Raw genomic sequence first — 20505 nt, forward strand, 5'->3', positions numbered from 1 at the left:
CTTTTCTAAGTGGGAGAGGGTGGGTAGTGGATATTCACTTGGCTGCAGATTTGGCATTGTTCATTTCAATAGCCATCGTAGGTTGGCTGATAAAATTTTATCTCCCCGGCTATATGGGTGAAAAAGGAAAGAATCTGGCGACGAAAGAAGACATAGCCGAGATTACGAAAAAAATTGAACAAGTGAAGGTTGAGTATGCCAAGCAGCTTGAGCTTTACAAATCTGGTATCTGGAAGACACAACAGCGATACCTGCAAATGCAGGAGGTAGAAAAGTTGAAGGTGGAAGCTTTCAAGAAAGCTGTGGTTAACGTGGCTAAGATAACTGACATCATTAACATCTATCAAATACACTCGTCTAATAGTGAGATGAATGCTGCCATAGCACAAATGGCTCATGATAAAGAGAATGAGGCGTTGGAGAAGGCGAGTTGGGATATGCACCTTGAGCACAAAGACAAGGCGGCAAAGCTGTATTCTGACTTTCGAGGGTTGATAGTCGAGCTGGGTGGTACGTTTGCCTTGTTTTCAGTTTATTTCCAACCGGCATTGACAGAGAGCTTGCACAGAATTCTTACGATGGCTCATGGAGCTGCTGAACTTAAAATGTCTTGTGCTGAGTTTAGCGAACGATTGAAAACTGAGTACAGCAAGGGACATGACTTAAATAAAAGCCGTCAGATTGTTGGTGAGCACTATGATACGCTTTGGGATGTGAAGCCGATAACAGCAGAAAGCAACCGATTCTTTCAGCTTATGAGAGATCATATCAATCTCACAGACAATGAGTGATGACTGTATTCTGAGTATGATAAAGCCCGCTCAAGGCGGGCTTATACATTATATCGGTTTCAGGCGGGAATTTCTTCCAGCTCCTTCTCAGCCTCTTGCAGGTCCTGTGTCATCTTCTCAATATCACATTTCAGGCGTTCAATCTTGGATTGTAGGCTTTTCTTGTAGGCACCCTGCAATCGTGCTATCTCTGCCTTGATAGCGTTAGGAGTGTTGGGGATGGCAATGGGTGGGTTGGTTTTGGTGCTGTCACCACTGGCATTAACTTCCTTTACGACGACCCAAAGTCTGAAAGTGGCGTATGGTGGTACTGCTACACCTGCTTTAGATTGCTCCTTGAGAAATGTCAAAGACTCCTTGCCACTAGTGAAGAAGTCGGCTAGCAGAGCCTCTTTCTGTGCCTTGTTAATCTTGGATTGCACATAGCCGTGCTGGTAATTCCAAGACTGGCCGTCTTTGAGATTTGCGAGAAGACCTTCTGGTGGTTCAATGCGCTTGGAAGCCATTCTGTTACGCCTCTAGAATACGTTGTGTGAGCTGATTCTAGAATGAGAAAGCTAGAATGTAAATGAAATTTTCTGAGAATTGTGTGTGAAAAACCTCCCGCCCGCCGCTAGAATAGGGCACATTGAGCAATCCTTGAGCTTCTGGCTTAAAAAATAATAGGGGTATTGGGAGAGCTATCAAGCACGAATCACCAGCGTCAACCAGAAAGACTCAAAGGGCACCAAAAATAACTAGGCAGGGGGTGCCGTTGGGCTTCCTTTCAGTGTGGCTCATACTCAAAGTGGAAGGTCGTGTCAGCCGAAACGGCTGGATGGCACGTAATCCGTGGCTTAGAGCGAATCCGCTTAGGTAGAGCGCCTAAGTACCTGCCCTTTAGAACGAAACGTTGAGGGCCAACATCAGGCGCCTTACAGATGTGGCTGTGAAATCACTGCCCCTTGGAGTGCGTTGGCCCTTTCTATTGAGGCAATCTGCTACAGACTGGAGAGTGTTAATCTTGTTGTACAGGCAGGATTCAAGGTGAGGGCGAATTGTTTCTTGGTACTTCTCGATATTTGACATACGCACATTGTTGGCGGTTGTGATATCAGCCACTGCACGGCCCTTGGCTTGAGCTTCTGCACGATTGGCCACCTTCTGCTGGGCGACTGCATCACCAGCGTCTGCACGTCTTTGGAGTGATTTCAGAGCTTCCTTTGTACGGGTGGCGATGAACTCCCGTTCCTGTTGGGCAAGGGCTGCGAAAAGGTGGAGTTGAAACTTGTCTGCCTGTGGCATGGTGGCCACCTTGAAATCAACCTGCTCCATCAGTTGCGCGATGTGCAGCACGGATCGGGAAAGACGATCCAGCTTCGCTACCAGCAATTGAGCGTTGTGCAGTTTGCACGCTGCCAGTGCCTTTGCACCTTCTGGACGATCCTCAAGGGCGAGCTTGCCGCTTACCACATCCACATACTCACCAATGACTTTCCAGCCGTTTGCATGTGCTGCACGTTGGATGTAGTCGCGTTGTGCATCCAAGCCCAAGCCAGATTCACCTTGGCCCTTGGTAGAAACTCGGATGTAAGCGACGACGTTAATCATGGTGGTGCACTCACTGCGTTCACTGTGTGTGAGAGCACTGTAAAGCTCATGACAGTAGATTGTCAATTGGGCATACGTTCGTCTAAGCAAATGACAAATCGTGAATTCTACGTTGACCGCAGGGACTCTATCCCTGACGCGATGGCTTCGGCGTTGGTGTCGAGGGTGTGCAGAATGCTCAGCATGTTGTCGTGCACGGTGGTTGAGCCCCGTTGGGCTATCCATAGCGACAACTCTTCAAGGCCGGCACGAAGTGCTTGCTGATTGAGGTGCAGTAGTTCCAGCGTGTCAGCAGTGACTGAGATACGGTCGTCCATGAAGTAGTCCTATGAGGGGTCGAGTCTGAGTGTAGCGTCGATCTGACTGGTTACAGACCCTTAAGAAGCTCGGAAAGGGACATGCTCAGGCCGTCAGCAAGCACCTTGGCCGCTTCAAGGCTGGGGTTAGCTGTGCCTGTCTCGATGCGGGACATGTAGGTACGGACAAAGCCGCATTTGTCAGCGAATGCTTCTTGGCTGAAGCCTTGACTGCTGCGTAGGTCGCGGATTCTTTGGCCAAAGGCTTTTCGTAGGTGTTGGTTTGTCTGCATCACTGCATGATGATTTGATGCACCCTGATCGTGAACACACTGACTGATGACACACCAAGTGATACATTAGGCAGAACTCCACATATCGGTGGACAACCGTAATCATTTCAGGACGGATCATCTATGAATGAAAAGCTTTTCGTATTGGCCAGCCAGAAGAAGACGACCAATCACGTGCTGCATCTGCTTCTATGCATTCCAACGTTCGGCCTGTGGCTGATCGTCTGGCTACTGGTTGCGGGAAGTAACAGCAAGCACAATGCACGGATACAGAAACAGATGAGCCATGTGCTCGACTACAAGGTACAGGGTCTGAGCGATGTTGAAACCTATCAAAGGGTAGCGGCTGACGAAGCAGCCAGCAAACGTAGAAACGACCAGATTTTCGTCTTCACAGTTATCGCAGTGAGTGTGGGATTGTTCCTGCTCATGAAGTAGCTTTCACCTGATGAGGTGAAGCCAATTGCTCCGAACCAAAAGCGGCAAGCTTTCCGCTGGTTGCTCTGTAGCTGACCGTAGGTCAGGACCGTGGACACCTAACGGTGTAGAGGGGGTGAAACAAAAATCACCCCCAAATCTACTAATCCGCTTCTTCCACAGCTGACGCTGTTCCTGTGCACGATATATGATCCGCAGGATTGAGTTTTGCACGATCAGAGCGTAGCTCTAAGCTGCTTGAATTGTTGTCCAACCATGTTATTGGTTGGACTAGTACGCTTGGCCGTTAGCGTCAGCTAAAAAATGACAGCTGTTTTCATTTGAGACAGCTTTGTTGTTTGTTTTCCTGGTGTACAACTCATTGCTTGCGCAATAGGGGTAAGGGATTTTATCCCCGAGTCAAACGCATTTGGTTTAGACCTGTCGGTCATGTTGCGTGCTGTCCGATGTCCGACCCTATACATATGGTGGGCGCCGTTCGGACATGCGTGTGGCAGGAGTCAGTTGGCTGCTGCCAGCCATCCCTGTGACTCAGCGAAATCAAGGAAGTGATCAGCATCAGTCGGCTCTGGCATCTGGCGTCTATCCTCAGTATTCCGCACCAATGGCGCTTCATGGTCTGGAGTACCCTGAAGTGCATTTGTGACCTTGGTTGTGCGTTCAAAGAGCTTCGCCGTTGGCTCTGTACCAAGTCCGCTGACAAGCTTCAGGATGTGCTGCCTAGCAGCATACACTTGCTTTCGTTGAGCCAAGTCAGCACCTTCACTGTCATCTGAGGCACAAACAGTGTGGAGCTCCATGAATTCGTTGACGGCTTCATCGACACGAGCCATCAGGCTCAATGCTACCTGTTCAAGGAAAAGACGACTTGCAGTAGGTGCTTGGTCGTCGACCCAATCCATAACGAAAACAGGCTGAGTGCCGTCTGTACCTGAGCGATCACGAACCTTGTTCCTTACACGCTTGATTACGCTGTCGTCGAATGAGCTCTCATAGCGCCCTTCCACAGTGTTCCACTTGCAGCCGTATTCTTCGTGCAGAATGCCTCGGAGCTCATGGTCTTTGACTCCTTGTGCACGAGTTGCGAGTTCGTATACACGACTCACTGACCTGCTAAACGGGGTGGAGATTTCCTTTGGTACATCTTTTACAAGCAGTTTTACCTTACGCTCAGGAAGCCCAGTGGCTGCAATGATTGCAGCGTAAGATTTTCCCTCACGGCGCAGTTGTACTGCCCATTCCTCAAGCGTGGACGCAGTGGTGGCCGGTGCTCGTGGCGTGAGGGCTGGTGCTTGAGCGTGCTCGTCATTGGCCGAGCTGGCAGGAAAATTCAAAAAGGATGGGTGCTGCATTCGTAATCTCCTCTAGTTCATTTCGATAGGCAGTTCCTTTCGGGTTGTGCCGGTTAGGTTTGGTGAATTACAGGCGTTAAAAAGCCCCCTTGCAAGGCACCAATTTGGTGATCGCAGTGGAGGCTTCTAAGCTATCTGTCTACCTACTGGGTAGGCGGCGGATTATACGCATTTAGCGACAGCCGGTCAAGAGCGGCGGTTGACGTGGCTGATTTTTTCAGAAACTGTTTTTCATGGTGGGAAACGCTTTTTGCTTAGTCCAGACAGCATATCCGTCCCGTAAACATTGAGCGTTGCATAGCGCATGTCAGGAAAAGGTCGTGTGGGGGTCAAGGTTTAACCTAGGTTTTTGATAGGTTTTCCAAGGTTAATTTATATGCCTCAATGCTTCCGCCATTGCTCTAATTGGGGTCCTGCTACCGTAGATGCCGAAGGTTACGGAGGTGTCTTCATGTCCCATCATGCGTTTGATTAACGAGTCCTGCACGCCAGCATCACGCAGGTCATGGATGAAGGTGTGGCGGCCAAACCATTTTGAGGCGGTGAGCTTGCTCAGGCGTTCGTTCATCGTCACGGCAGTAATGGTCTTTAAGGTGGTGTCCGGCTCGACCATCTGCCTCAGCGTCTTGCCTTTAAACTTGGTGCATAAAGCGAAGTACACCGAGCACAGGCAATTCTAGTCCTATGGCGTGCTAAAATCCGGTGGTATTGATTCACCGGATTCTGGACCATAGCTTAGAACTAGAATACGCTTTGAGCGTAAGCCATAAGCTTGCCGCCACGCGTCTCCACTTCGCGACTGATAACGCATTCGTTACCAATCTGAGCCACGTAGTACACCTTGCTAAGCTTGAGGCTCTTGTACGCTGCGATAAACGGAGTGGCGATTTCGCCTCTAAGCTCTTTAAGTCGATCTTCATCTAGATTTGGTGAGTAGTTCCGAAATTCCTTGACCCACACGGTGTCTACATTTCTGGCTTTCTTCCATCCGGCGTCTTCCAAGGTGCCGTACAGGTCGGCTCGCTTCTCCTCTGCTCCTACTAGGTCCAGAGATAGCATCACTCTAATCATTTGTCGCATCCTTTCATTGTGTTTCGTTAACCGCAAATTACGGTGCGATCCCTATATGAGGCTTGCACGATAGCTTTTCAATGGCGGACGTTGATTTTTTCTCGTAGATTGTGTTGCTTCCTGCGGATGGTCAAATGATAGCCAATCTCCCTTAGCTACAAGCTCCTGTAAGACGTTTAGAGGGTGTTTTAGTATAAGGGTAACATGTTCCCTCACACGGATTTAGGTCGCCTCCAGCGCCCGTAATAGGCCATCTATGAGTGGTTTTTCTTTTGTGGTAATCTAGCGTCAATAACAAAGAGTCTATGTCGGAGTTGCAATGCCATTCTTACCAATACCAAGTTGGGAGATCATCGAGGAAGGACGTTCCTATCTCAAAGCTGCTGTGCTGATTGTTGAGCATGGTGATGTGGGGCAGTGGCGTCCTGCATGTGTTCTTGCTGGGTTCTCAATGGAGCTGTTTTTAAAGTCGTTCCTTGCCAAAGATGATAGCAAGCCCCTTGATATCGCTTTCCCTAACGGATTGCAGATGTATCAAGGTGGCGTGTCAGCTAGCAGGGGGCATGAATTGGATAAGCTGTTTGACAAGATACCAGCCAACTATCAAAAACTCATTCTTGAAGCATCGCAGGAGCTTGAACCTCTCTTGCCCCTCAAGCAGAAGCTTAAGGAGTTTGCTGGATACTTCTTTGACGGCAGATATGGCTATGAGACAAACGCTATCGGCGTGCTTAGGATGGATGTGCTAGAGGTGGCAGGGCATTTGGAGCGCGTGTGTATTGCTGTTGCACCAAAACCTATTCCAATGTCAGAGCTTTGATTATAAAGAGAGCCCGCCTAGAGCGGGCATTTTTTGTCTGGTGATCAGTCGTCACCATAAGTGGCTGCTTTGGTGTCATCCAGCAGTGATTGTGATGGTCTTACTCCAATCTCTAAACTAGCCCAGTCCCGCACGCTTTTGGCCACTCCATGAAAACCCGGAAACAACGTAGAACCATCCACGCCAAGCTTAGATCAGAGGATTAAGAGATCAGGTGCTTGGTCAACCGGTAAAGTGATTTTAAAAAGTGATCTAGCTGTGGCGCCACCACCGTAGATTTCTTGTACGTCCTCTAAGGTGAGTACTTTTCAAAGCTATAGTCTTTCACTTTATAAGTTGTGAACAAGCCAGATTGGGCTGCTTGGTTTTTGCTTGTGCCGCCCGGAGTCCTGATGATAGAAACAGTATCCCAAGCATCAGAGTTGCTTGTGTCCAATGCCCATATGGCTATTCGCTCATTACCATCATTCAATTCAAAATTGGCAGATGCAGCGGCAAAGTAGCAAGCAACAAAGCTTCGCTCAGTCCAGTCCAGCATGCGTGTAGGTACGTCATAGTGCTGAGGAACGGCCATGATTTCATACATGCTCTGTTGTGGCCAAGGGTCGCCAGCACTCAGAAACGAACCACGCCGATTGGCAAGCTTTCTCTTTATCTGTTCGGTGTAGCCCGGCACGATAAGACCTGACCGATCGCAGCCGCTTAGAAACCTGCTGAGCACTTCAAGCTCATACTCAACTTGATTTCTAACCGTGTAAGCGAAAGCCCTCATTAATGAGCCATATGCAAACGTGCCGGGGCCACGTCTACAGATGGACGGAGTGAGCTTATACCTGTCGCTAGGTTGGCCCCTAAAAATGAACGTACCAGCATCCCATATCTCATTCAGAGGGCTAACCCAGTCCAGCAGCTCGCGTGCTGTATCGAAATGAAACTCATGTGGGCTCCCATCATTGACCCTCCTGTGTCAATGCCGGCCAGTGTTGTGAGTCGCCGTTGAGGTGTCAAGTTGGCAAATTCCTACTCACATGCCAGTGAGCCAGAGGAGGAAGCCTATCTCAAAGAGGCTGGCTGATTTCGCGTTTACCCCTGCCTATGAGGCAATTCCTTGCATAGCACCCGGCGTGCCGCTCCACAGCCCGCCCTCCCGAGCTTGCATTAGTTCAGGTGTACATGTGAAAATGTTGCTTGTAAGTGCTGACCGTCTTGCTGCTTAGAAACATGCCCTTTGCAATCTCCTTGTTGGTCCGCCCTTGTGCAAAAAGTTGAAGAACCATCAGTTCCCGATCATTGACAGTGCTTAGAAGTTGCAAGTCGTTGTCAACAGGTAGATGAGGCTGCATGGCCTGGCTGGGAAAGTAATTGTACCCAGCCAATACCGCCTTTACCGCGCTGAGCAGTTCGCTCAGGTCTTCCTGCTTGCAGACATAGCCCGCCGCCCCTGATTGCATGCAGCGCACGGCGAACAGCGCTGGCGACTGCGCGGTCAGCACAAGGATTTTCTGTGGCATTGCCAGGGATTGAAACCTTGCCAACACTTCCAGGCCATCGAGCTTGGGGATGCTGATATCCAGGATGATCAAGTCTGGATTGGTTTCGCGGATCATCTGCATGGCGTCCACGCCGTTGTCCGATTCGCCAGCGATTGTGTAATTCTGATTTTCCAGAAGCATGCGCACTGCCAGCCGGATCACCGGATGGTCGTCGACGATGAATATGGAGTACATGTTCTACTTCCCTGCTTTCAATGAGGGTGACGGTTGGCACCTTAACCCAGTTGAAAGCGGCAAGTAATGCGAGGGCGGCTCAATAACCGTATATAGGAAATGGCCTACAAACTTAACCAAAACTACTTACGTACAATTGCATTAATAGCTAAAGTCAAACCTTGTTTGTTAACTGATGTTTAGGGTTTCAACTCAGTGTCCAGCGTTGGTTGAATCTGAAGTAAAGTTTTCCCTACTGGACCGTTTGAAGGCGAAGGTCGGCGACTTTCCAGGCGTGTTTAGGCAGGACCGGAACGACCTGTCATCTCCCGTGCCATTTCGGTGGCGTAACTGTCCGTCATCCCGGCTATGAAATCGATCATGCGCAGGAAGGCCTGATAAAGCGAACCATGGGGGTCGGGGGCATTGTTGCCGAGCAGATCCAACACCCTGCGGCTCTTGAACGAGGGCGTGCGGCCACCCTGTTGTTCCAATGCGGCGCCACAGAAGGTGTTCAACAGGATCTCCAGCGTGGTGTAGGCACCGATCTCGTGAAGCGTTTTGCGCTTGTCCTGGAAAATCTTGTTCCGCGCCATCGCCTTGGCGTGCAGTACACAGCGTTTGGCGGGGCCGTGCATGTGCTCGACAAGATCGCCGGTCAACTGGCCGGCAAGCAGTGCATCTTGCTGTTCCACGAAGGCATGTGCCGCCGCATTGGTCAGATGTTCGATCGCCTTGCCGCGCAGGATCGCCAACTTACGACGCCTTGAGTCACCTGGACCGAGCTGCCTGTAGGTTTCTGGCAGGTCGTTGCCCACCAGATCGAGTAGCAGCGCTTCGACTTCAGCGTACTGTAGAAGCTCCATTTCCAAGCCATCTTCCAGGTCGATCAGGCCATAGCAGATGTCATCGGCAGCCTCCATCAAATACACCAGGGGATGACGTGCCCAGCGCTGATCATCTACCTGGGGCAGGCCCAGACGACTCGCAATCTGCTCCAACAGAGGCAATTCGCTTTGGTAACACCCGAACTTGTGCTTTTTGTAGCCCAGGGCATCGGCATGACGAGCGCTCCAGGGGTACTTGAGATAGGTTCCGAGGGTGGCATAGGTCAAGCGGGTGCCCCCATCGAACTGGTGGTACTCCAGCTGCGTCAGTACCCGAAAGCCTTGGGCATTGCCTTCGAAATTGAGGAAGTCAGCCCGTTCATCGTCGCGCATGTCGTCCAGCCAACCACGATTGGCGGCCTGCTGAAACCAATGACGGATGGCATCTTCGCCGGAGTGTCCGAAGGGGGGATTGCCGATGTCATGGGCAAGGCAGGCTGACTGCACCACCATGCCCAGATCACTCGGTTCACACCAGTCGGGTAGGCTCGTACGTAGCGTTTCCCCAACGCGCATGCCAAGCGAGCGGCCTACGCAACTCACCTCCAGCGAATGCGTCAGGCGCGTGTGGATATGATCGTTGCTGGTGACAGGATGAACCTGGGTCTTGCGCCCCAGACGACGAAAAGCGCCGGAGAAAATGATGCGGTCATGGTCTTTGTGAAAAGGGCTGCGCCCCAATTCTTCAGCACTGTATAGCGCTTTGCCCAGGCGTTCGCGGGTGAGCAGGGTATGCCAATCCAAGGCGCAGTCTCCTGAAGGGGTAGAGCCGAGCATACGCCGTGTCAGGGGTTCCTGTGCGCGATGAATCCCTGACGCGGCGTGAGGTGTGGGTTACCGGCGCCGACGGTTGCTCTGCATGAACAGCTTCACCAGGGGAATCAAACTGGCACCCAGGCGCACAAGGCGGGGAAGGCCACCACTTCGAACACCCTTGCCAGTCAAAAAGCCCATGGCCACTACCGCCCCTATGCCCCACAGTGGCGCATGCTTGATGCCGAGCCCGGCATGCAGCGAGCTTCCCATGCCGCGTATGCGCCGTACAGGTTCGAGCAGTTGGCCGGTTTCATGGCGGATTTCCTGGCGGTGCATTTCCATGCGCAAGCGCAGCAGCGCCTTGCGCAGTTCCCGCGGGTTACGTGTATTGGGCAAGTCAGGCAGGTTCATGGCAGAAGGCGCTCCCGATCTTTGGCCAGTTCCTCAAGCGTGGAGTGGAAGGGCGAGGACTCGTCGAACACCGCGCTCTTGAGGCGCAGGCCACAATACAGCGCTGCCAGTCCATAAAACACGCACAGACCAATGATGCCGGCCAGGCGGTAGGTGTCCCAGAGCAAAACCAGCACCAACCCGGAAAGCGCTGTCAACAGCAGCAGCGCGAAAACCAGTGCCAGACCTGCGAACAGCAACAGGCGTAGTGTGCGTCCTTTCTGCTCCTGCAGTTCGATGCCGAACAGTTCTATATGGCTGTGTAGCAGCCCCAGAACAGCTGCACCGAGCCGTTTGCCGGTGGCTCCGGTGCCGATGGCGTCATTGTCCATGAAAACCCCTCAACGACGGTTCGCCAGCAGGCCGATCACCAGGCCCACGCCGGCTGCGATCCCAATGGCGTGCCAGGGCTTCTCCTGGACATACTGCTCGGCGCTGCCCAGTGCTTCCTGGCTGCGTTCGCGCAGCGATTCCTGTGTGACTTCCAGCGTTTCGCGTGCCTGCGCCAGGCGCTCGTGCATCTGTTCGCGCAGCGCTTGCGCCTGGTCACCTGCCAAGTTGGCGGTATCGGCCAGCAGCTTCTCCGTGTCGCGGACCAGTGCCTGGAAGTCAGCCATCAGTACATCTTGTGCATGCTTTGCCGAATTGCTGGCCATGTGTCTCTCCCTGTCGGTTGATGTTGGTACTTCGAGTGACGTGGCTGCTGGAAGGTTCAAGTCACCACACTGGTACAGGCTTTGCTTAAGTTTTGCATCGTTGCAGGGCATCTGTTGAATGCACTGCGCCGCTTCGGGGCGTGTACCCACCGCCATGCCTAAACATTAACCCAAAATGCCCAGACTGCCAGATACAGCGTCCATCCATTCGTGGCAAGCGCCCAACCCGCCTTGCCTGGCACCGAATCGGTGCAGGGTGAGCCTCGACTGAGCGTTAATGGTGCCGACAGGTGCTTTTGCTTCATGGATATGACATCAAGCGCGATGCAGTCTCAGGTCAACGGTGCAAACACGTTGTTCATTCTGGTAGGCGCCATTCTGGTACTCGCCATGCACGCCGGCTTCGCGTTTCTTGAAGTCGGCACCGTGCGCTACAAGAATCAAGTCAACGCACTGTCGAAGATTCTGAGCGATTTTGCCGTGTCGGCAATTGCCTATTTCTTCATCGGTTATTGGGTAGCCTACGGGGTCGAGTTTTTTCAGCCTGCTGCCACACTGGCTATCGATAACGGCTACAGCCTGGTCAAATGCTTTTTCCTCCTGACGTTTGCAGCGGCTATACCGGCGATCATCTCGGGCGGGATCGCGGAGCGAGCGCGCTTTGCACCGCAACTGTGCGCCACGGCGTTGATCGTGGCATTGGTGTATCCGTTTTTCGAGGGGATGGTGTGGAATGGCAACTTCGGTGTCCAAGGGTGGTTGCATGAGCACTTTGGAGCGCCGTTCCATGATTTTGCCGGCTCGGTAGTGGTGCATGCCATGGGCGGCTGGCTGGCACTGGCTGCGGTCCTGCTGCTGGGCCCCAGGCGCGGGCGCTACCGTGAAGGGCGATTGGTCGCGTTTGCGCCATCGAGTATCCCTTTTCTGGCCTTGGGCTCCTGGATACTGATCATCGGCTGGTTCGGCTTCAACGTGATGAGTGCGCAAACCTTGCAGAGCATCAGCGGCCTGGTCGCTATCAATTCATTGATGGCCATGGTCGGCGGCACCTTGGCCGCCTTGCTGGTCGGTCGCAACGACCCGGGTTTCCTGCACAACGGCCCGCTGGCCGGGCTGGTCGCCATTTGTGCAGGCTCCGACCTCATGCATCCCGTGGGCGCGCTGACTACGGGTCTGGTGGCGGGAGCGGTGTTCGTATGGGCATTCACCGCTGCGCAGAATCGCTGGAAGATCGACGATGTCCTGGGTGTCTGGCCCCTGCATGGGTTGTGTGGGGTGTGGGGCGGTATCGCCTGCGGCGTTTTTGGCCAGGTCTGGATGGGTGGCTTGGGTGGGGTCAGCGTCTGGAGTCAACTATTGGGAACGTTGACCGGGGTAGGGGTGGCACTGATCGGCGGCCTGGCGGTCTACGGCGCGATCCGCAAGGTGCTGGGGTTGCGGCTCAGTCACGAACAGGAGTTCGAAGGGGCTGACCTGTCCTTGCATCGCATAGGTGCCACAAGCCAGGACTGACAGGCTAGAGGTGCAGGCATCGGCAGTGCGGCCTAGAATAATGACCTGCGAAAGCCATTGGGGATGCGTGTCATGTTGCCAGAATGCCAGCTGTTCAGCACCTTGGGATGCCATCTGTGCGAGGTGGCGGAGGCCGTGCTGATGCCTTTCGTCGACCATGGGTTACTGGTCGAGTTGGTCGACATCGCCGAGAGCGAAGCGCTGTTTGAACGCTACGGTCTCGTCATCCCCGTCCTGCGCCGCTGCGATAACGAGGCTGAATTAGCCTGGCCGTTCGATGCCGATCAAGTAGCGGCCTTCCTGAGGTAATCAACCCTCTATAGGAGCCGTGACCCTGCTCCATTGCAGCGGGCGCCTGTCCGATGATCGCGTCCAGGCACCTACCAAGCCTCTGGTGCCGACCTCGCCAATCGCCATCGGACCTCTATGCCATGTTGCTCACTCCACATTTTACGCTCGATGAAATGATCGTTTCTCGGGTCGCCGCTCGGGAAGGTTTGGACAACACCCCACCGCAACCGGTCATCGACAACCTTCGAATGCTCTGCACCACCCTTGAGCAGGTGCGCAGATTGCTCGCGGCGCCGATCATCATCAGCAGCGGCTATCGCAGCGAGCACCTCAATCGGCTAGTGGGTGGCGCCGCCAGTAGTCAGCACCTGCAAGGGCTTGCCGCTGATTTTACGGTCAGCGGGCTATCCCCCAGGGACACGGCGCGCCGGATAAGCACAAGCCTGATCGCATTCGATCAGCTCATACTGGAATTCGACAAATGGGTGCATCTGTCCGTGACCCATGGCGTACCACGCCGACAGGTACTCACCTTGCGCGGGGGGGACGGTTACCTGCCTGGGCTGGTATGACATCGATTGACGGCAACGGAAGGATATTCGTATGCTGTACATAAATACAGTATTAGGGTGAGTCCATGCTCAACGTCGAGCAATTGAAGTACAGCGTCAACCGGATGCCCGTCGACAGGGTGGCCGACGCTGTCCTGGAGCTTCGGTTTGAAGGCCTGGTCACCGATGATCGCACGCCTTTCGGCAAGGTGCATTTCAATACCTGCTTCGCCGAGGTCGAGGCGCTGTTTCAGCGGGCTGGCTATCACCGAGGACTGGATGTGGTGGGTTATGAAGGGCTGGTGTATGCGCTGTACGACCCCAGCCGCTGGGAGCCTGTTCAGGTGCTGCGCTGGCTCAAGGCGCGCAGCGAGTCGCTGGCCCAGGCTGGCTGATCGGCGGGGCTTGAAGGATAATACGCCGCCAAGCCAGGTTCCGAGCCCAACGATGACCTCATTCGACCCCGCCCGACTGCAAGCCAGCACGGTATGTCTGCCCCCAGGTCAATGGGCTACGGTGCTCGATTGCCTGTGCGATCACTTCAAGGCCATCGACCGTAGCCAGTGGGTGGACCGTTTTGCCCGGGGGCGTGTGCTGAGCGCCGACGGCCAGGCTATTTCGGCAAATCATCCCTATAAGCGCGGCCTGCGCCTGCACTATTTTCGCGAGGTACCCAACGAGCGTGTGATTCCCGTGCAGGAAGCGATACTGCATGTGGACGAACACCTGGTGGTGGCTGACAAACCCCATTTTCTGCCGGTGACGCCGGGGGGTGAGTACGTGGAGCAGACCTTGCTACGCCGTCTCATTCATCGTCTGGACAATCCGCACCTGGTGCCCCTGCACCGTATCGATCGGCACACCGCCGGGCTGGTACTGTTTTCAGCCAACCCTGAGTCACGCAGCGCTTACCAACGCTTGTTTCCAGAGCGGCGGATCGATAAACGCTACCAGGCCATTGCTGCCCCCCTTGAGCAACACGTGTTTCCATTGGTGCACCGCAGCCGCCTGGAACACGCAGAGCCGTTCTTTCGCATGCATGAGGTGCAGGGGTCGACCAACAGCGAGACGCACGCCCGCGTATTGGAAAAGAACGGGGAGCAGTGGCGGTATGAGCTCTCGCCCATCACGGGCAAGACGCACCAGCTGCGGGTGCACATGGCTGCGCTGGGGGCGGGCATCAGCAATGATCCGTTCTATCCGTCATTGCTCGAGGGTCAGGATGACTATCAACGGCCGCTGAAACTGTTGGCGCAAAGTCTGCGCTTCGATGACCCGTTGACCGGGCAAACTCGCCATTTCGAAACCCAACTGCGGCTTGATTGGTAGCGCTGGTCAATACGAGGGGCCGGCGATGCCGACCCCTCGCAGGCTGTCAGGTCTAGCGGTTGAAACGCTCAACCAGTGAATATTGACTACCCGCCGTGCTGTTGAGGGCCTCGCTCAACACCGCCGAATGCTGTGCCTGTTCGGCCGTCTGGTCGGCCAGGTCGGCAATGGTGCTGATGTTGCGGCTGATCTCGTCGGCTACCGCAGTCTGCTCCTCGGTCGCAGCGGCAATTTGCGTGGCCATGTCGGTGATGTTCGCCACAGCTTCACTGATGCCCACTAGCGCCTCGTCAGCCTGCATCACCCGATCGACACCCTCCTGGGCCTGGCGGTGACCACTTTCCATGGTCGTCACGGCGTTGCTGGCGGTTTGCTGGAGCTTGGCGATCAGGCCGTGAATCTGCCCGGTCGACTCAGCCGTGCGCTGGGCCAGCTGCCGCACTTCGTCGGCAACCACGGCAAAGCCCCGGCCCATTTCGCCTGCCCGTGCCGCTTCGATGGCGGCGTTCAACGCCAGCAGGTTGGTCTGGTCGGCAATGCCTTTGATGACATCGACCACACCGCCGATCTCGTCACTGTCCTTGGCCAATTGCGTCACGGTCTGCCCAGTTTCTCCAACGGCCGCCGACAGGCGTTCGATGGCTGCGCGCGTCTCTCCGGCAATTTGACGGCCCTGGCCAGTCAAGCGATTGGCCTGCTGGGTCGCATCGGCGGTGCGTTGCACATGGTTGGCCACCTCCTGGGTGGTAGCAGCCATCTGGTTCACTGCGGCAGCGACCTGCTCGGTTTCCACGCGCTGGCGTTCCAGGCCTGATGAACTCATATGCGCCAGCTCGTCGGACTGACGGGCCTGATCGCTCAGATGCTCGGCGCTATCCTGCAACCGTGTCAGGCAGGTCTTCATCCGGGCATCCTGGCTGAGCATGGCCATTTCCAGGCGCGCCTGCACGCCGCGGCTGTCGGTATACATCTGCGCAATCAGCGGATCGGACGTGGTCTGCTCGGCCAGGCGCAACAAGCGCTTGAGCCCACGTTGTTGCCAGGTCAGCCCAAGCAGGCCCAGGGGGACAGACAACGCTGCTGCCAAGGCAAAGCCCCATGAGTGTCCAAGCCAGTTGCCGATCAGAAAGCCGATCTGGCTGATCAGGATGAAGGGCAACCAGTCCTGCAAGATGGGGAGCCACCGGTCACGCCGCGGTACTGCCGGTTTACCTTGGTTGATACGCAGGTACAGGGCCTCGGCACGACGAATCTGCTCAGCGGTGGGCTTGACGCGCACCGACTCGAAGCCGACGACTTGGTTGTTGTCGAAAATCGGTGTGACATACGCGTTGACCCAATAGTGGTCACCCGACTTGCAGCGGTTCTTGACGATGCCCATCCAGGGCTGGCCCTGCTTGAGGGTCTGCCACATGTGAGCAAACACGGCGGGCGGCACATCAGGATGACGCACCAGGTTGTGCGCTGCGCCCATCAATTCGTCGCGGGTGAAACCACTGATTTCGATGAAGGCATCGTTGCAGTAAGTGATCACACCTTTGGCATTGGTGGTGGAAATCAACCGCTGCTTGGCAGGGAAAGTCCGTTCTCTCTGGGTAATGGGCTGGTTGTTGCGCATGGCTAGGATGTCCGCAGGGCTTTGGACTGGTATCGGCACGGTGCGCGGATTATTGAGGGGATATTTACAGGGGTTGATCCATGGCAGTGCATGGCAGGTACGGGTGAGCTACTGGCAGTTGCTCGCCGTTGGTTCGCACGGGGTTCTACATGAGTACCTTGAGGTGGCATGGGCTAGCAATGCCCGCTTGGGAAGAGGGTGCCAGCCTGCGCGCAGACTGGCACCCTCGCGGGGTCTACGCGGCGATCAACTGACGCAGCACATAGTGCAGGATCCCACCCGCCTTGAAGTACTCGACTTCATTGAGGGTGTCGATCCGGCAGAGCACTTCGATCTGCTCCTTCGTGCCGTCTTCGCGGGTGATGGTCAGTGCCAGGCTCATGCCCGGCACAATGGCCGTCCCTTCTAGGCCAGTGATATCGATCTGCTCTCTGCCTGTCAGGCCAAGCTGTTTACGATCCTGGCCTGCCTTGAACTGCAACGGCAGCACGCCCATGCCAACCAGGTTGGAGCGGTGAATACGCTCGAAACTTTCGGCCAGCACTGCTTTAACGCCAAGCAAGTTCGTGCCCTTGGCAGCCCAGTCGCGGCTGGAGCCTGTGCCGTATTCCTGGCCGGCGATCACGACCAGGGGCGTGTCTTGCTCCTGATAGCGCATGGCGGCGTCGTAGATCGACAGCTTCTCGCCGCTTGGCACATGCACGGTATTGCCGCCTTCTTCGCCTGCAAGCATCTCGTTGCGGATGCGAATATTGGCGAACGTACCGCGCATCATGACTTCATGGTTGCCGCGCCGTGACCCGTAGGAATTGAAATCGCGAGGCTCCACGCCCTTTTCGCGCAGGTAACGACCCGCAGGGCTATCGGCCTTGATGTTGCCGGCCGGAGAGATGTGGTCGGTCGTCACCGAGTCGCCCAGCAGGGCCAGGATGCGGGCGCTGTGGATATCGGTGATCCGCGGCGCCGGTCCTTCGATGCCTTCGAAGAAAGGCGGGTGTTGAATGTAGGTCGAGTCCGGTTGCCACACGTACGTGGCAGCCTGTGGCACTTCGATAGCCTGCCATTGCTCGTCGCCTGCGAACACTTCGGCATATTCCTTGTGGAACATGGCTGTGCTCACCTTGGCCACAGCCTCGGCCACCTCTTGCTGGCTAGGCCATATATCCTTCAGATAGACCGGCTGCCCCTGCTTGTCAGTGCCCAGTGGGTCGTGTGTCAGGTCGACTTTCACGCTGCCAGCCAGTGCATAAGCCACGACCAGGGGCGGTGAGGCGAGCCAATTGGTTTTGACCAGTGGATGCACGCGGCCTTCGAAGTTGCGGTTGCCGGACAATACCGAGGCGACGGTCAAGTCGGCGCTGCTGATGGCGTTTTCGATAGGCTCGTCCAGCGGACCTGAGTTGCCGATGCAGGTGGTGCAGCCATAACCGACCAGGTCGAACCCGAGCTCATCGAGGTAGGGCGTGAGACCGGCCGCGTCGAAGTATTCGGTGACTACCTTGGACCCCGGTGCCAGCGAGCTTTTAACCCATGGCTTGCGCTGCAAACCTTTCTCGAGGGCTTTTTTGGCCACAAGCCCAGCCGCCATCATCACACTGGGATTGGAGGTGTTGGTGCAGGAGGTGATGGCCGCAATGACCACGGCCCCGTCGCGCAGCGTATGGGTCTGGCCTTGATGGCTGTAGTCGGCTTCGCCCGCCTGATCGGCATTGCCCACGGCAACGCCCCCTCCGCCCTCGCTCTCGAGCCTGCCGACTTCCTTGGCGGCAGGTTTGGGTTGCAGCTCGACGAACTGCTCGAAGGCCTGCTTGACCTGGGCCAACGCAACCCGGTCTTGTGGGCGCTTGGGGCCCGCCAGGCTGGATTCGACGTCATTCATGTCCAGCGCCAGCGTGTCACTGAAGGTAGGCTCCTGGCCAGGTAGGCGCCACAACCCCTGGGCCTTGCAATAGGCCTCGACCAGTTGCACGGTCGCTTCAGGGCGACCCGACAGGCGCAGGTAATCCAGCGTCACTTGATCGACCGGGAAGAAACCACAGGTCGCACCGTACTCTGGAGCCATGTTGGCGAGGGTGGCGCGGTCAGCCAAGGGCAGCTCGGCCAGACCGTCACCATAAAACTCCACGAACTTACCGACCACGCCTTTCTTGCGCAGCATCTGGGTGACCGTCAGGACAAGGTCGGTGGCGGTGATGCCTTCGCGCAGCTTGCCCGTGAGCTTGAAGCCGATGACCTGTGGGATCAGCATCGACACCGGCTGGCCTAGCATGGCAGCCTCCGCCTCGATGCCGCCCACGCCCCAGCCCAGCACGCCCAGGCCATTGATCATGGTGGTGTGGGAGTCGGTGCCGACCAGGGTGTCCGGGAAGGCATAGGTGCGGCCGTCGGCTTCGCGGGTCCACACGGTCCGCCCCAGGTATTCGAGGTTCACCTGGTGGCAGATGCCAGTTCCAGGCGGTACCACACTGAAATTGTCGAAGGCACTCTGGCCCCAACGCAGGAACGCATAGCGCTCACCATTGCGCTGCATCTCGATGTCGACGTTCTCGCCGAAGGCCTGCGGTGTACCGTATCGATCAACCATCACGGAGTGGTCGATCACCAGGTCCACGGGCGATAGCGGGTTGATGCGCTGGGGGTCACCGCCCGCTTTGGCCATGGCCGCGCGCATGGCGGCGAGGTCCACCACCGCAGGCACACCGGTGAAGTCTTGCATCAGTACCCGCGCGGGGCGGTACTGGATTTCACGGTCTGAGCGCTTTTCACCGAGCCACTGGGCCAATGCTTGCAGGTCTTCACCGGTGACGGTCTTGCCGTCCTCCCAGCGCAGCAGGTTCTCCAGCAGCACCTTCAGCGACATGGGCAATTGCTGCAGGTCGCCGAGCTGTCGAGCAGCTTTCGGCAAGCTGAAATAGTGATAGGTCTTGTCACCGACATCGAGCGACGTGAGGGTATTCAGGCTATCGAGCGAGGGCATTGCCAACTCCTTCTGAGCCGGTGCCCGGCAACGTCTCGAAGGGCTGCCGGTAGCACCGCTGTGTACAGGCCCGCACGGCACGGGTCCGACTGAATGGTCAGGTTAGTCCTGTTTGCCTGACCTGACCCTTTTCTGGACCAGCGGGGCATGTCCCAGGTTCCGATCTTCCTTTATCATCGCCGCCCTGCCGGCGCCTGTGTCGCGCCAGCCGTAGTGGAGTAAGAGATGGAAACCCTGTTCATGCATTGCCGGCCCGGCTTCGAGGGTGAGGTGTGCGCCGAAATCAGTGAACATGCCGCTCGCCTGGGAATTGCCGGCTATGCCAAAGGCAAGCCTGGCAGCGCCAGCGCCGAGTTCGTCTGCAGCGAGCAAGGCGGTGCCGATCGGTTGATGCACGCGGTGCGGTTCAATCAGCTGATTTTCCCAAGGCAGTGGGCGCGTGGCGCGTTCATCGAGCTGCCCGAGAGCGATCGCATCAGCGTATTGTTGGCGCACTTGGCGGACCAGCCGGTGTTCGGCAGCCTGTGGCTGGAGGTGCTCGACAGCAACGAGGGCAAGGAGTTGTCGACGTTCTGCCGCAAGTTCGAAGCGCCGTTGCGCAAGGCGCTGGAAAAGGCCGGTCGCCTGGTGGACGACTCGAGTCGCCCGCGTCTGTTGCTGACGTTCATCAGTGGCCGCCGGGTGTTCGTCGGTCAGGCTCTGGCTGACAACAGTGCATTATGGCCGATGGGCATTCCCCGCTTGAAATTCCCGCGTGAAGCGCCCAGTCGCTCGACCTTGAAGCTAGAGGAGGCCTGGCATCAGTTCATCCCACGCGAGCAATGGGAGCAGCGGTTGGGCGATGACATGACCGGTGTCGACCTGGGTGCGTCGCCGGGTGGGTGGACGTACCAGCTGGTACGGCGCGGTATGCTGGTAACGGCCATCGACAATGGCCCGATGGCCGAGAGCCTGATGGACACGGGGCTGGTCCAGCATTTGATGGCCGATGGCTTTACGTGGCAGCCCAAGCACCCGGTGGATTGGATGGTGTGCGACATCGTCGAGAAACCGGCCCGGACGACGGCGTTGATCGAGACGTGGTTGGGGGAGGGGTTGTGCCGCGAGGCGGTGGTGAACCT

The 20505-nt window shown here is 56.0% G+C and carries 23 protein-coding genes and 1 pseudogene; 9 read left to right on the forward strand and 15 right to left on the reverse strand.

The features are described from left to right. Window positions 1-26 precede the first annotated feature (26 nt). Entirely contained in the window at window positions 27-791 is a 765-nt protein-coding gene (locus B2Y33_RS22960; protein WP_206406041.1) for a hypothetical protein, read from the forward strand. Between the two features lie 59 nt (window positions 792-850). Here B2Y33_RS22960 and B2Y33_RS22965 read toward each other — a convergent pair whose 3' ends face one another. The 4 genes from B2Y33_RS22965 to B2Y33_RS22980 form a co-directional block, all read right to left on the reverse strand. Further along, the gene (locus B2Y33_RS22965) at window positions 851-1297 is read right to left on the reverse strand and encodes a hypothetical protein (RefSeq protein ID WP_206406042.1); all 447 of its coding nucleotides are present in this window, start codon (window positions 1295-1297) and stop codon (window positions 851-853) included. Between the two features lie 373 nt (window positions 1298-1670). Next, window positions 1671-2381, reverse strand: coding sequence for a recombinase family protein (locus B2Y33_RS22970; protein WP_206406043.1), 711 nt, complete (start codon window positions 2379-2381; stop codon window positions 1671-1673). A gap of 107 nt (window positions 2382-2488) precedes the next feature. Next, window positions 2489-2698: a hypothetical protein gene (locus tag B2Y33_RS22975; protein ID WP_206406044.1), complete on the reverse strand. Its 210-nt coding sequence runs from the start codon at window positions 2696-2698 to the stop codon at window positions 2489-2491. Window positions 2699-2748: 50 nt separating this feature from the next. Beyond that, a complete protein-coding gene (locus tag B2Y33_RS22980) occupies window positions 2749-2970 on the reverse strand; it encodes a helix-turn-helix domain-containing protein (RefSeq protein WP_241195003.1) in 222 nt (73 codons plus the stop codon). Window positions 2971-3093: 123 nt separating this feature from the next. On the opposite strand from B2Y33_RS22980, the gene B2Y33_RS22985 reads away from it, so the two are divergent. After that, on the forward strand, window positions 3094-3408 hold the full coding sequence (locus tag B2Y33_RS22985) for a hypothetical protein (RefSeq protein WP_206406045.1): 315 nt from the start codon (window positions 3094-3096) through the stop codon (window positions 3406-3408). Window positions 3409-3908: 500 nt separating this feature from the next. On the opposite strand, the gene B2Y33_RS22990 is transcribed toward B2Y33_RS22985, so the two are convergent. From B2Y33_RS22990 to B2Y33_RS23000, 3 genes and pseudogenes are all read right to left on the reverse strand, one after another. Continuing rightward, a complete protein-coding gene (locus B2Y33_RS22990) occupies window positions 3909-4760 on the reverse strand; it encodes a hypothetical protein (protein WP_206406046.1) in 852 nt (283 codons plus the stop codon). 367 nt (window positions 4761-5127) lie between these two features. Beyond that, window positions 5128-5298 (reverse strand): annotated as a pseudogene (locus tag B2Y33_RS22995) (integrase); the annotation flags it as partial. A gap of 203 nt (window positions 5299-5501) precedes the next feature. After that, window positions 5502-5831, reverse strand: coding sequence for a hypothetical protein (locus B2Y33_RS23000; RefSeq protein WP_206406047.1), 330 nt, complete (start codon window positions 5829-5831; stop codon window positions 5502-5504). Between the two features lie 319 nt (window positions 5832-6150). Here B2Y33_RS23000 and B2Y33_RS23005 point away from each other — a divergent pair, with 319 nt between their 5' ends. Beyond that, a complete protein-coding gene (locus B2Y33_RS23005) occupies window positions 6151-6651 on the forward strand; it encodes a hypothetical protein (RefSeq protein ID WP_206406048.1) in 501 nt (166 codons plus the stop codon). Between the two features lie 292 nt (window positions 6652-6943). Here the strand turns inward: B2Y33_RS23005 and B2Y33_RS23010 are convergent, their stop codons facing one another. From B2Y33_RS23010 to B2Y33_RS23035, 6 genes are all read right to left on the reverse strand, one after another. Continuing rightward, the gene (locus tag B2Y33_RS23010) at window positions 6944-7561 is read right to left on the reverse strand and encodes an FRG domain-containing protein (RefSeq protein WP_312026826.1); all 618 of its coding nucleotides are present in this window, start codon (window positions 7559-7561) and stop codon (window positions 6944-6946) included. A 253-nt stretch (window positions 7562-7814) separates the two neighbouring features. Continuing rightward, window positions 7815-8378 (reverse strand): response regulator transcription factor, encoded by a 564-nt coding sequence (locus B2Y33_RS23015; protein WP_206406049.1) that lies wholly within the window; start codon window positions 8376-8378, stop codon window positions 7815-7817. Window positions 8379-8656: 278 nt separating this feature from the next. Further along, entirely contained in the window at window positions 8657-9988 is a 1332-nt protein-coding gene (locus tag B2Y33_RS23020; RefSeq protein ID WP_027916550.1) for a deoxyguanosinetriphosphate triphosphohydrolase, read from the reverse strand. 90 nt (window positions 9989-10078) lie between these two features. Then, on the reverse strand, window positions 10079-10411 hold the full coding sequence (locus B2Y33_RS23025) for a hypothetical protein (RefSeq protein WP_027916551.1): 333 nt from the start codon (window positions 10409-10411) through the stop codon (window positions 10079-10081). Then, window positions 10408-10782 carry a phage holin family protein gene (locus B2Y33_RS23030; protein WP_023533670.1) on the reverse strand — a complete coding sequence of 125 codons (375 nt, stop codon included), beginning with the start codon at window positions 10780-10782 and terminating at the stop codon, window positions 10408-10410. The genes B2Y33_RS23025 and B2Y33_RS23030 overlap by 4 nt, the downstream gene beginning before the upstream one ends. 9 nt (window positions 10783-10791) lie before the next feature. Beyond that, window positions 10792-11106 carry a DUF883 family protein gene (locus B2Y33_RS23035; RefSeq protein WP_027916552.1) on the reverse strand — a complete coding sequence of 105 codons (315 nt, stop codon included), beginning with the start codon at window positions 11104-11106 and terminating at the stop codon, window positions 10792-10794. A gap of 303 nt (window positions 11107-11409) precedes the next feature. On the opposite strand from B2Y33_RS23035, the gene B2Y33_RS23040 reads away from it, so the two are divergent. The 5 genes from B2Y33_RS23040 (at window position 11410) to B2Y33_RS23060 (ending at window position 14789) form a co-directional block, all read left to right on the forward strand. Continuing rightward, on the forward strand, window positions 11410-12618 hold the full coding sequence (locus tag B2Y33_RS23040; protein ID WP_206406050.1) for an ammonium transporter: 1209 nt from the start codon (window positions 11410-11412) through the stop codon (window positions 12616-12618). A 72-nt stretch (window positions 12619-12690) separates the two neighbouring features. Beyond that, on the forward strand, window positions 12691-12927 hold the full coding sequence (locus tag B2Y33_RS23045) for a glutaredoxin family protein (RefSeq protein WP_027916554.1): 237 nt from the start codon (window positions 12691-12693) through the stop codon (window positions 12925-12927). A gap of 122 nt (window positions 12928-13049) precedes the next feature. Further along, window positions 13050-13481, forward strand: a complete 432-nt coding sequence (locus B2Y33_RS23050) for a D-Ala-D-Ala carboxypeptidase family metallohydrolase (protein ID WP_111475721.1) — start codon at window positions 13050-13052, stop codon at window positions 13479-13481. Between the two features lie 65 nt (window positions 13482-13546). Next, window positions 13547-13855 carry a hypothetical protein gene (locus tag B2Y33_RS23055; protein WP_027916556.1) on the forward strand — a complete coding sequence of 103 codons (309 nt, stop codon included), beginning with the start codon at window positions 13547-13549 and terminating at the stop codon, window positions 13853-13855. A gap of 52 nt (window positions 13856-13907) precedes the next feature. Next, window positions 13908-14789, forward strand: coding sequence for a pseudouridine synthase (locus B2Y33_RS23060; RefSeq protein ID WP_206406051.1), 882 nt, complete (start codon window positions 13908-13910; stop codon window positions 14787-14789). 52 nt (window positions 14790-14841) lie between these two features. Here B2Y33_RS23060 and B2Y33_RS23065 read toward each other — a convergent pair whose 3' ends face one another. Then, window positions 14842-16407 carry a methyl-accepting chemotaxis protein gene (locus B2Y33_RS23065; RefSeq protein WP_027916558.1) on the reverse strand — a complete coding sequence of 522 codons (1566 nt, stop codon included), beginning with the start codon at window positions 16405-16407 and terminating at the stop codon, window positions 14842-14844. Window positions 16408-16642: 235 nt separating this feature from the next. Continuing rightward, on the reverse strand, window positions 16643-19384 hold the full coding sequence (gene acnA / locus B2Y33_RS23070; RefSeq protein WP_027916559.1) for an aconitate hydratase AcnA: 2742 nt from the start codon (window positions 19382-19384) through the stop codon (window positions 16643-16645). Window positions 19385-19609: 225 nt separating this feature from the next. Between acnA and rlmM the strand changes: the two genes are divergently transcribed. Next, a partial coding sequence (gene rlmM / locus B2Y33_RS23075) for a 23S rRNA (cytidine(2498)-2'-O)-methyltransferase RlmM (RefSeq protein ID WP_288633499.1) occupies window positions 19610-20505 on the forward strand: 896 nt, incomplete at its 3' end.

Origin of the sequence: Pseudomonas sp. UBA5666 (assembly GCF_002420785.1) — a bacterium.
Classification (GTDB): Bacteria; Pseudomonadota; Gammaproteobacteria; order Pseudomonadales; family Pseudomonadaceae; genus Aquipseudomonas; species Aquipseudomonas fulva.